This is a genomic window from Pseudidiomarina donghaiensis, from assembly GCF_900116895.1.
Classification (GTDB): domain Bacteria; phylum Pseudomonadota; class Gammaproteobacteria; order Enterobacterales; family Alteromonadaceae; genus Pseudidiomarina; species Pseudidiomarina donghaiensis.
Map to the genome: position 1 here is coordinate 56034 of NZ_FPCF01000003.1, position 11715 is coordinate 67748.

At 47.6% G+C, this 11715-nt stretch carries 11 protein-coding genes; 10 read left to right on the top strand and 1 reads right to left on the bottom strand.

Features of this window, described 5'->3' with window-relative positions; all coding sequences use genetic code 11:
• Positions 1 to 113 precede the first annotated feature (113 nt).
• From metK to BM334_RS07385, 6 genes are all read left to right on the top strand, one after another.
• Positions 114 to 1262 carry a methionine adenosyltransferase gene (gene metK, locus BM334_RS07360; protein WP_092840205.1) on the top strand — a complete coding sequence of 383 codons (1149 nt, stop codon included), beginning with the start codon at positions 114 to 116 and terminating at the stop codon, positions 1260 to 1262.
• 67 nt (positions 1263 to 1329) lie between these two features.
• Entirely contained in the window at positions 1330 to 3342 is a 2013-nt protein-coding gene (gene tkt / locus BM334_RS07365) for a transketolase (protein ID WP_092840209.1), read from the top strand.
• A complete protein-coding gene (epd, locus tag BM334_RS07370) occupies positions 3339 to 4367 on the top strand; it encodes an erythrose-4-phosphate dehydrogenase (protein ID WP_092840212.1) in 1029 nt (342 codons plus the stop codon). Before tkt ends, epd begins: the two co-directional genes overlap by 4 nt.
• A gap of 19 nt (positions 4368 to 4386) precedes the next feature.
• Positions 4387 to 5571, top strand: a complete 1185-nt coding sequence (locus BM334_RS07375; RefSeq protein ID WP_092840215.1) for a phosphoglycerate kinase — start codon at positions 4387 to 4389, stop codon at positions 5569 to 5571.
• 37 nt (positions 5572 to 5608) lie between these two features.
• Positions 5609 to 6673, top strand: a complete 1065-nt coding sequence (gene fba / locus BM334_RS07380; protein WP_055439633.1) for a class II fructose-bisphosphate aldolase — start codon at positions 5609 to 5611, stop codon at positions 6671 to 6673.
• 93 nt (positions 6674 to 6766) lie between these two features.
• Complete coding sequence (locus tag BM334_RS07385; RefSeq protein WP_256209410.1) at positions 6767 to 7564, top strand: DUF481 domain-containing protein; 798 nt, start codon at positions 6767 to 6769, stop codon at positions 7562 to 7564.
• Positions 7565 to 7605: 41 nt separating this feature from the next.
• Here BM334_RS07385 and BM334_RS07390 read toward each other — a convergent pair whose 3' ends face one another.
• Positions 7606 to 8352 (bottom strand): TerC family protein, encoded by a 747-nt coding sequence (locus BM334_RS07390; protein ID WP_092840217.1) that lies wholly within the window; start codon positions 8350 to 8352, stop codon positions 7606 to 7608.
• 169 nt (positions 8353 to 8521) lie between these two features.
• On the opposite strand from BM334_RS07390, the gene BM334_RS07395 reads away from it, so the two are divergent.
• From BM334_RS07395 to BM334_RS07410, 4 genes are all read left to right on the top strand, one after another.
• The gene (locus BM334_RS07395; protein ID WP_092840220.1) at positions 8522 to 9202 is read left to right on the top strand and encodes a TIGR00153 family protein; all 681 of its coding nucleotides are present in this window, start codon (positions 8522 to 8524) and stop codon (positions 9200 to 9202) included.
• Between the two features lie 15 nt (positions 9203 to 9217).
• Positions 9218 to 10486 carry an inorganic phosphate transporter gene (locus tag BM334_RS07400; protein WP_092840225.1) on the top strand — a complete coding sequence of 423 codons (1269 nt, stop codon included), beginning with the start codon at positions 9218 to 9220 and terminating at the stop codon, positions 10484 to 10486.
• 119 nt (positions 10487 to 10605) lie between these two features.
• The gene (locus BM334_RS07405; protein WP_092840229.1) at positions 10606 to 11148 is read left to right on the top strand and encodes an RNA polymerase sigma factor; all 543 of its coding nucleotides are present in this window, start codon (positions 10606 to 10608) and stop codon (positions 11146 to 11148) included.
• Positions 11145 to 11708 (top strand): hypothetical protein, encoded by a 564-nt coding sequence (locus tag BM334_RS07410; protein WP_092840233.1) that lies wholly within the window; start codon positions 11145 to 11147, stop codon positions 11706 to 11708. The genes BM334_RS07405 and BM334_RS07410 overlap by 4 nt, the downstream gene beginning before the upstream one ends.
• Positions 11709 to 11715: the final 7 nt, after the last annotated feature.

The following is an 11715-nucleotide window of genomic DNA, read 5'->3' on the forward strand; positions in this document are numbered from 1 at the left end:
ACGTCTAAATGTAGAAAAGTGGGCGTAGTTTCGATAAACTACGCCCACTTTTTTAGTTCTTAATTGTATTGGCAAGACGTTTGCCCGAAATAACCAACATGAGATTGCAACGCATGGCAAAGCATTTATTTACTTCTGAGTCAGTTTCAGAAGGGCACCCTGATAAAATCGCCGACCAAATTTCAGATGCGGTACTTGATGCCATTTTGGCGCAAGACCCTAAAGCTCGTGTGGCGTGTGAAACCTTTGTGAAAACCGGGATGGTGTTAGTTGGTGGTGAAATCAACACCAACGCCTGGGTAGATATTGAAGAAATTACGCGTAATACCGTACGTGAAATTGGCTATGTGCATTCGGATATGGGCTTCGATGCAGATTCCTGTGCCGTGTTAAATGCCATTGGTAAGCAGTCACCCGATATTAATCAAGGCGTTGACCGAGCAAGCCCAGAAGAACAAGGGGCTGGCGACCAAGGTCTGATGTTTGGTTACGCATCTAATGAAACCGATGTGCTGATGCCGGCGCCTATTACCTATGCTCATCGTTTAGTGCAGCGCCAAGCGGAAGTACGTAAAAACGGTACTTTGCCATGGTTACGCCCAGATGCTAAATCACAGCTGACGTTTGTATACCAAGACGGTAAGCCAGTAGGTATTGATGCGGTTGTATTATCAACTCAGCATCATGAAGACATTAGTCAGAAAGACCTCCGTGAAGCTGTTATTGAAACTATTATCAAGCCAGTACTTCCTGCTGAATGGTTCCCACCAAGCCAAGATCGTATTTTTATTAACCCAACCGGAAAATTTGTGATCGGTGGCCCTATGGGCGATTGCGGTTTAACTGGGCGTAAAATCATCGTTGATACATACGGTGGTATGGCTCGCCATGGTGGTGGCGCGTTCTCAGGCAAAGACCCATCGAAAGTTGACCGCAGCGCGGCTTATGCGGCTCGTTATGTTGCCAAGAACTTGGTTGCTGCCGGCCTTGCTGATCGTGTGGAAATTCAGGTGTCGTATGCCATTGGTGTGGCAGAGCCAACGTCAATTAGTATTGAAACCTTTGGCACCAGTGCGCACAGCGAAGAAAAACTGATTGCTTTGGTGCGTAAGCATTTTGATTTACGCCCCTATGGCTTGATTCAAATGCTAGACCTAGAGCGTCCGATTTATCTGCCTACAGCCGCTTATGGTCATTTTGGCCGCGACGAGTTCCCGTGGGAGAAAACCGATAAGGTTGAAGCACTGTTAGCTGATATCTAATTTGCGTCAAGGCCCCGAATTGTGGAGAATACGCGCATCTTTTATGCAATAGATTCGGGGTTTTGTTATGACGACTGCAGTAACTGAGCGAAAATATCTAGCTAACGCTATCCGCGCACTGAGCATGGATGCCGTACAACAGGCTAATTCTGGGCATCCTGGTGCACCAATGGGTATGGCTGATATTGCCGAAGTACTGTGGCGCGATTACCTGAAACACAACCCCGCTAACCCGAATTGGGCTGACCGTGACCGCTTTGTATTATCAAACGGTCACGGTTCTATGTTGATTTATTCATTGCTGCATTTAACCGGCTATGATTTAGATATCAGCGAACTGAAAAACTTCCGCCAGTTGCATTCAAAAACCCCAGGTCACCCAGAATACGGCTATGCACCCGGTATTGAAACCACCACCGGGCCGTTAGGCCAAGGTGTCACCAATGCAGTAGGCATGGCGTTAGCAGAAAAAGTTCTTGCCGCGCAGTTTAATCGTCCAGAGCACGACATTGTCGATCATTATACCTACACCTTTTTGGGTGACGGTTGCTTAATGGAAGGTATTTCGCATGAAGCCTGTTCACTGGCGGGTACCTTAGGCCTTGGCAAATTAATTGCGTTTTATGACGACAATGGCATTTCGATTGATGGCGAAGTCGAAGGCTGGTTTAGCGATGACACGGTGAAGCGTTTTGAAGCCTATAACTGGCACGTTATCGCCGATGTTGATGGCCACGATACTGGCGCCGTAAAAGCCGCTATTGAGGCTGCACGCCAAGTGACCGACAAGCCAACCTTGATCATTTGTAAAACCATCATTGGCTTCGGCGCACCAAACAAACAAGGCACAGAAAGCTGTCATGGCGCCCCCTTAGGTGCTGACGAAATTGCTGCCGCACGCAAGCAATTAGGTTGGCAGCATGGTCCATTTGAAGTGCCAGCCGATGTTTACGCTGCTTGGTCGGCTAAAGAGCAAGGCAATGCGCTTGAACAAGACTGGAATAAGCGCTTTGAGGCCTATGCAGCGGTGTATCCAGAGCTTGCAGCTGAACTTAAGCGCCGTTTAAGCGGTGAGCTGCCAGCTGATTTTGCGCAGCAAGCCAACGACTACATTGCCAAATTACAGGCTGAGCCGGCAGATATTGCCAGCCGCAAAGCATCACAGAACGCCTTGAACGCTTATGGCCCGTTATTGCCAGAATTATTAGGCGGTTCAGCTGACTTAGCGGGCTCGAACTTAACCTTATGGAGCGGTTCAAAAGGTGTCAGTAAAGACGACGCCAATGGTAATTATATTTTCTATGGCGTTCGTGAATTTGGTATGTCAGCCATTATGAACGGTATTGCGTTGCATGGTGGTTTTGCGCCGTACGGCGCGACCTTTTTAATGTTTATGGAATACGCCCGTAATGCAGTGCGCATGGCCGCACTCATGAAGCAGCGCAGTATTTTTGTCTATACCCACGACTCTATTGGCTTGGGTGAAGATGGCCCGACCCATCAGCCGGTGGAACAAATTGCTAGCCTGCGTATGACACCAAACATGAGCACTTGGCGTCCGTGTGACCAAGTTGAGTCTGCAGTGGCATGGAAATATGCAGTGCAACGTCAAGATGGCCCAACGGCGTTAATTTTTAGCCGTCAAAACCTGGCGCAACAACAGCGCACGACTCAGCAAGTGGCCAACATTGAACGTGGTGGTTACGTGCTGGTTGATTGCTCGGGCACCCCAGAGCTTATTTTAATTGCCACCGGTTCAGAAGTGGCATTAGCCGTGCAAGCGGCGAATACCTTGCAACAGCAAGGAACACAGGTGCGCGTGGTATCTATGCCAGCAACCGATGTGTTCGACCAGCAAGACGCCGAATACCGTGAAAGCGTGCTCCCAAGTTCAGTGGCTAAGCGTATCGCGATTGAGGCCGGTATTGCCGATTACTGGTTCAAGTATGTTGGCTTGCAGGGGCGTATTGTCGGTATGACTACCTTTGGTGAGTCGGCACCGGCTAATGAATTGTTTAAGCACTTTGGTTTCACGGAAGAAAACATCGTGACCATTGCTCAGGAATTACTAAACGCATGAGTCAAGCTCCCGCAAAAATAGCGATAAATGGATTTGGTCGTATTGGCCGGAACATTCTGCGGGCGCTTTACGAGCGAGGTTATCGCCAGCACATTGAAGTGGTTGCAATTAACGAGCTTGCGCCGGTAGAGGCGATGACCCATTTGCTGAAGTACGACACCAGCCATGGTCGTTTCCAATACCCGGTAGTGGTTGAAAGTGCACACCACATGCGCGTTTGTGATGACCTTATTCGCGTGTCTGCGGATAGTGAAATTCGTGACCTTGAGTGGGCTCAATTGAATGTTGATATGGTGCTTGATTGCACCGGCGTGCACGGCACCCGGGAGCATGGTCAAGCCTATGAGGATATTGGCGTGCCACGCGTCTTATTCTCGCAGCCAGGCGCGCCAGATTTAGACTTTACTGCAATTTTCGGGGTGAATAGCGACGACTTGTCGGCAGAGCACCGTTGGGTATCGAATGGCTCTTGCACCACCAACTGCATAGTGCCGGTTATTCAGGTACTCGACCAAGCGTTTGGTATCGACAGTGGAGCTATTACCACCATTCACGCGGCGATGCATGACCAGCAAGTGATTGATGCTTATCATAGCGATCCGCGCTTAGCGCGCGCCGCAGGGCGTTCTATTATTCCAGTGGATACCCGCTTAGCGCGCGGCATTGAGCGCATTCTGCCGAAGTTTGCTGGGCGCTTTGAGGCCATACAAGTACGCGTACCAACCACCAACGTCACGGCGATGGACTTAAGCGTGACCGTGAACACGCCAGTGACCGTTGAGCAGGTCAATCAGGTGTTGGCCGAAGCCGCGCGTGGGCACCAGGCGCAAATTCTCGGGTTTGTAGACGAGCCCCTAGTATCGATAGATTTTAACCATGATCCGCGCTCAAGCATTGTTGATGGTACGCAGACGCGCGTAGCAGACAAGCGCCTGATTAAAGTGTTGTGTTGGTGCGACAATGAGTGGGGATTTGCAAACCGAATGTTAGACACTGCGCAAGTCATGCTTGCGCAGAACAATTAATCAGCGACGAGGCAAAGGTATGTCATCCGTTATTACAATGTCAGATTTAGATCTTGAAGGCTTGCGCGTATTAATTCGCGAAGACCTGAACGTGCCGATTAAACAGGGCAAGGTCACTTCCGATGCGCGTTTACGTGCGGCAATCCCAACTATTCAAGCGGCATTAGACGGCGGCGCAAAAGTGATGGTGATGTCGCATTTAGGCCGACCAGAAGAAGGCTCTTTCGATGCTGAAGCGTCATTGCAGCCGGTTGTTGATTACTTAAACAATGCTTTAGACGTTCCTGTGCGCCTAGTGAGTGATTATCTAAATGGCGTTGAAGTGAATAGCAACGAAGTGGTGGTATTCGAGAACGTTCGTTTTAACAAAGGCGAAAAGAAAAACGACGACACGCTGGCACAGCAGCTAGCGGCCTTGTGTGACGTGTTCGTCATGGACGCATTTGGTACTGCGCATCGCGCCCAAGCGTCAACCCACGGTGTGGCGAAATATGCCGATGTGGCCTGTGCGGGGCCACTACTTGCGGCTGAACTTGATGCATTAGGTAAGGCACTGGCGAACCCTGCGCGTCCGTTGGTGGCTATTGTGGGTGGTTCGAAAGTTTCGACTAAACTAACGGTGTTAGAGTCGCTTTCAGGCGTTGTTGACCAGCTTATTGTCGGTGGCGGCATTGCCAATACCTTTATTGCAGCCGCTGGCCATAATGTTGGCAAATCATTGTATGAAGAAGACTTAATCGATGAAGCCAAGCGTTTGGTTGCTGCCGCACAGGCTAAAGGTGGCGATATTCCGCTACCCAGCGATGTGGTTACCGGTAAAGAGTTTAGCGAAGCAGCCGTAGCCGAAACCAAAGCTGTCAACACCATCGCAAATGACGATATGGTGTTTGATATCGGGCCAGATACCGCCGCAGCCTTTGCTAAAATTTTAGAGCAAGCCGGTACAATTGTATGGAATGGCCCGGTGGGCGTCTTTGAATTTGACCAATTTGGTGCAGGCACAAAAGCCCTAGCTAACGCCATTGCGAATAGTAAGGCATTTTCAATAGCCGGCGGCGGTGATACCCTTGCAGCCATTGATAAGTATGGTATCGCTGATAAAATCAGTTATATCTCAACCGGTGGCGGCGCATTTTTAGAGTTTTTAGAAGGTAAAAAATTACCTGCAGTCGCGATTCTGGAAGAACGCGCATTAAATGGCTAACTAGCCAAACCCAATAGGATATTAGGAGAACCTACAGATGGCATTAATTTCATTACGTCAGTTGCTCGACCACGCAGCTGAAAACAACTACGGTGTTCCAGCATTCAATGTGAACAACCTTGAGCAAATGCGCGCCATTATGGAAGCAGCAGATGCAACAGATAGCCCAGTAATCGTGCAGGCTTCAGCTGGCGCACGTAGCTACGCGGGCGCACCATTTTTGCGTCACCTTATTTTGGCTGCCATTGAAGAGTGGCCGCACATTCCTGTGGTTATGCACCAAGATCACGGTACCTCACCAGCCATTTGTCAGCGTTCAATTCAATTGGGCTTTAGCTCGGTTATGATGGACGGTTCATTAAAAGAAGACGGCAAAACGCCTGCTGACTATGATTACAACGTACGCGTTACGCGCGAAGCCGTCGCCATGGCCCATGCTTGCGGCGTGTCTGTGGAAGGCGAAATTGGCGTGCTTGGCTCACTTGAAACCGGTGAAGCTGGTGAAGAAGACGGCGTTGGTGCGGAAGGCAAGTTAACCCATGACCAATTGTTAACCGACCCAGAAGAAGCAGCAGAATTTGTGCGTGCAACCAATGTTGATGCCTTAGCGATTGCATGTGGTACTTCGCACGGTGCATACAAGTTCTCACGCCCACCAACCGGTGACATTTTGGCCATTGACCGCATTAAAGAAATCCACAAGCGTATTCCAAACACCCATTTGGTGATGCATGGTTCTTCATCAGTACCACAAGAGTGGTTGAAAGTGATCAACGAGTTTGGTGGTGAAATTCCAGAAACCTACGGCGTTCCGGTTGAGCAAATCGCCGAAGGCATCAAGCATGGCGTACGTAAGGTCAACATTGATACCGACTTGCGTTTAGCATCAACCGGTGCCATTCGTCGCCACTTGGCGCAGAACACCAGTAACTTTGACCCACGCAAATATTTGAAAGCATCAACCGATGCTATGTACGAAATTTGTAAAGCACGCTACGAAGCGTTTGGCTGTGCCGGACAAGCCAGCAAAATTAAGCCGGTGTCGCTTGAAGAAATGTTCAAGCGCTACGAACGGGGCGAATTAGACGCTAAAGTGAATTAATTCAGGGTTAGTTAATGGCGTCTTATCGGTTATAATTGCACCAATAAGGCGTCTTTTGGCGTTTACAAACGAAAAAGAATTAGGGGGAATCGCGTGCGCTTCAAAAATTCAGTCATTGCCGTAGCGGCAACTCTTACAGTTTGTGCAGTAATGCCTGCCTCTGCAAGTATCTTCATGTATGACGACGCGAGCGATCTAGACACCACAGAGAAAAAAGAGTGGGATGCTAGCGCGGAAGTGGGGTTATTATTTACTTCGGGTAACACTGAAACTGAAACCTTTAAAGCCAAATTGAATTTGGCCCGTGACTTTGAGAACTGGCGTCACAAAGGTGTCATTGATTATTATCGCTCTGAGCAAGAAGATCAGGCTACCGGTGATACTATATTGACCGGTGACCGTACCTTCGTGTCGGGTCAAAGCAACTATAAATTTGAGCCTGACAGCCGTTCGTCAGTCTTTATTTTCGGCTCGTACGAAGAAGACAAATTTAGCGGTTATGAATATCAAGGTACCTTAGCTGTGAGTTATGGTGCGCGCTACCGTTATAGCGAAAGCTTATATGCCGATTATGAGGTGGGCCCTGGTTACTCAGTCAATAAGCCGATAGTAAACGGAGTACCGCAAGAACAAGAAAGTAGTGTGATTGTTCGTGTTGCTGGAAACTTGGTTTGGGATATCAGTAAAAACTCAAAATTCAATGCATTGGCTTCATCTGAAGTTGGTGAAGATAATACGAAAACACGTGCAGAAGTATCCATTTCTGCAAACGTGAATTCGTCTTTAGCGTTAAAATTTTCAGTGGCAGGAAATCACAACTCGTATCTTGAAGATTCGAGCAAAGAGAAGCTTGATACTGAAACAGCGGTTACTTTGGTATATTCGTTCTAAAATTCTCGCAATAAAGCGTGAACGCAACGCGGGCGGCGAGATTATTTCTCGTCGCCTAAGCGTTTCTTCAAATGCACCGGCTGGCGCTGCTTGCGTATCTTCAAGTTCAATAACTCTACGCCCAAACTAAATGCCATGGCGAAGTACACATAGCCTTTTGGCACGTGGAAGCCTAGGCCTTCCCCCACCAATGTAAAGCCAATAAGTATTAAGAAACTGAGCGCTAACATTTTTATGGTTGGGTGTGCATCAACAAAGTCGCCAATAGCTTTTGCTGCGAACAACATCACCAATACTGCCACAACAACTGCAATAATCATGACGCTGACATGCTCTACTAAACCCACAGCGGTAATGACAGAGTCTAATGAAAAGACAATATCTATTACGGCAATTTGCGTGATAATTGCGCCGAAGGTTGCCGCCTTACCAGAGCTTTTTTGCTCTTCAGAACCTTCCAATGAATGGTGAATTTCGAGGGTACTTTTGGCCAGTAAGAACATGCCACCGGCAAGCAGTATCAAATCGCGCCCTGAAAAGTCTAATTCAAAGACTGAAAATAACGGTTTCGTTAAGCCCATAACCCAAACAATAGCGAGTAACAGAGCAATACGCATGCCCATGGCAAGCATTAAGCCAAGTTGCCGTGCTTTTTGCCGTTGCGACTCAGGTAGTCGGCCGACCAATATCGAGATAAAAATTATATTGTCGATACCTAAGACTATTTCGAGCAAAGTTAAGGTAAGTAGGGCGAGCCAAGCTTCGGGCATCATTATCCATTCAAACATGAGTGAACATCCTTAATTTTTTCATGACTCTAATACAGTAATTAGGTTATTGTTTAACCACAATACGTAATTTAGGCTTTGCGTGAGAAAAAAATCTTCGTTAGTATTCGCGCACCTGAATTCAGGTTAAAATTTACGTTAATTTCCGCAGCAACAAAGGCGAACTTTTATGTCTGCAAATTCGTTTCTTGGTATGTTTGCCAAGTCTCCGATTAAACCGATGATCGAACATATTGATCAGGTTCATGATTGTGCAATGACGCTAAAACCATTCTTCCAGGCGGTATACAATGAAGACTGGAGTGAAGCAGAAATTCACCGCAAAGAAATTGTCAAAAAAGAAAAAGCAGCTGATGATTTAAAACGCGAAATACGATTGAACCTACCTGGTGGCTTGTTTATGCCGGTTGAGCGTACTGACTTATTAGAGTTAGTTTCTCAGCAAGACCGCATAGCGAATAAAGCCAAAGACATTTCTGGCTTGATGACCGGCCGCGAAATGCAAATTCCTAAATCAATGATTGAAGGCTTTGATGCCTATTTGGCGCGTTGCTTAGATGCAACCGATAAAGCCAAGGAAACCATTGGTGAATTCGACGATTTGCTTGAAGTGGGCTTTAAAGGCCGTGAGCGCGACATCGTTGACAGAATGATTTCAGAATTAGACGAAATTGAACAAGACACTGATGCTTTACAAGTAAAATTGCGTCGTCAATTACGCGCGCTCGAAAATGATATGAGCCCGCTGGATGTGATGTTCTTGTATCAAATTTTAGATTGGGTTGGTGATCTAGCTGACCTAGCCGAGCGCGTGGGTGCCCGTTTCGAGCTCATGCTTGCACGAGTCTAAGTCGGAGTAGATAGAATGGATATTTTAAGCACATATAGCATGACTTTGATCGTGCTGGCTGCGGTATTTGGTTTATTTATGGCCTGGGGTATTGGTGCCAATGACGTCGCCAATGCCATGGGTACGTCGGTTGGCTCAAAAGCTCTAACCATCAAACAAGCCATTATTGTGGCGATGATTTTCGAATTTGCCGGCGCCTATTTAGCTGGTGGCGAAGTAACATCAACCATTCGCAAGGGCATTATTGAGTCAGCATACTTTGTCGACACACCTGAATTGCTCGTGTTCGGTATGATTGGCTCACTGCTTGCTGCCGGCACGTGGTTGTTGATGGCCTCGTGGGCGGGTTGGCCGGTGTCAACAACTCACTCAATCATTGGTGCTATCGTCGGTTTCTCGGCGGTTGGTGTTGGTGTTGAAGCCGTGAATTGGGGCTCGGTGCTGGGTATTATTGGTAGCTGGGTTATCACGCCAATGATTGCTGGTCTCATTGCTTATTTTGTGTTCTTAAGTGCGCAAAAACTGATATTTGACAGTGAAAAGCCACTCGATATGGCGAAGCGTTATGTGCCGTTTTATATGGCTCTAACTGGCTTCATGATCTCGCTAGTGACCATTAAAAAAGGCCTGAAACATGTCGGTATTGAATTAACCAGCTTTGAAGGTTATTCGCTAGCAATTGGTATCGGTATTGCAGTTGGTATTTTGGGCAAAATTTTAATCATGCGATTGAAATTTGATCCTGCTGCCGACAAAAATATGCATTACACCAACGTGGAAAAAGTTTTTGCAATATTAATGATCGTTACTGCCTGTGCAATGGCATTCGCGCACGGTTCAAACGACGTTGCGAACGCCATAGGGCCATTAGCAGCGGTGGTAAGTATTGTTGAAAGCGGTGGTGAAATATCATCGAAAGCGAAACTTGCTTGGTGGGTACTACCTGTTGGTGCGTTCGGTATCGTACTTGGTTTAGCAATGCTGGGGCGTCGTGTTATTGCAACCATTGGTAAAGGCATTACGCACTTGACCCCAAGCCGCGGTTTCGCAGCTGAGTTGGCTGCAGCAACGACCGTAGTTATTGCTTCGGGTACTGGTTTACCAATTTCAACCACCCAAACATTAGTTGGCGCAGTGCTAGGTGTTGGTATGGCTCGTGGTATTGCGGCACTGAACTTAGGCGTGGTGCGTAATATAGTTGTGTCGTGGGTAGTAACCCTGCCAGCGGGTGCAATTATGTCGATTATATTCTTCTTTATTATCAAAGCGGCGTTCGGTGCTTAGCCAACAGCTGTAATAAAGTCGCAAAAAGAGCACTTCGGTGCTCTTTTTTTTGCGCTTAGAAAACTTTTTTGCGGCCTTGTGCGACTATATAAGCAACAACATTATGGGAATTACTTACTGTGTTCGCACCATCAGACCAACGTTTGGTAAAGCAAGCGTTGATAAATAACAAGAAAGCTTGGTTGCAGCTGATAAGTCGTTATGAGCGGTTAGTCTATAACTATGCGCTGCGTATGGTTGGTAACCGTGAAGACGCCCTGGATTTAATGCAGGATGTGTTTTTGTCGGTGTTTCGCAACTTAGCAACTTGGCGTGGCGAAAGCTCTTTTAAGAACTGGCTGATGAGCATTGCGCATTATCGTTGCATTGAACATTATCGGCGGCGCAAGTTTGCCACTGATGACTCTGAAGTAGCTGACCAAGCCAGTGACGACGATTGGCATAACCCAGAGCAAGTATATGCCGGCCAACAACGCGGCATGCAGCTATTTAGAGCCATGCAAAAATTGCCGTTGGACCAGCGTTTAGTGGTGGAGCTGAAATTTTTCCAACACATGCACTTGGCAGATATTGCCCAACAATTAGAGATTCCCCTGAGTACCGTGAAGTCGCGACTGTACGGGGCGGTGAGTAAGTTACAAGAATGGGTGGAGGTTGTATGAGTAAGCCACAAGACTTTCAACAATGGCTAGAGGAAACCACAGCCGAGTTGCGTGAAGAACCTGTTCCGCACTGGCCACGCGAATCAACATTTCGGGCGAACCCTACCCACAGTCAGCCCTGGTGGCAGAAACCATGGCTTTCGCTGACCTCTTTGGGTGCATCAGCTATTGCTGTGATATTGGTCGTGGGGCAGGTGCAATTTAACAGCAATCAACATGGCTTCTCGGTTAGCTTTGGCGGTGCCGATGAAGCGAAATTAGAAGCTATGATTGCCGAGCGGTTAAGTCAATATGGTGCGCAACAGCAGGTTGTTCTGGCCAATTACGCCAACACCTTGCGGAGTGACTTTAGACAAGATTTTCGTACCGAAATGGCGCAAGCCAATCAACAACTCGCTGATTATATGCTGGCAGTAAATCGCCAAGAACGTGAAAGCGATCTAGCCGAGCTGATTCGCTATGTGAATGAGCAACGCCAGAGTGATCAGTATTATTTTGCTAATCAACTGCAGCAGTACGCAGATGGTTGGGTACAACAAGTCAATTACAGTGAGCAATAGAGGCCAT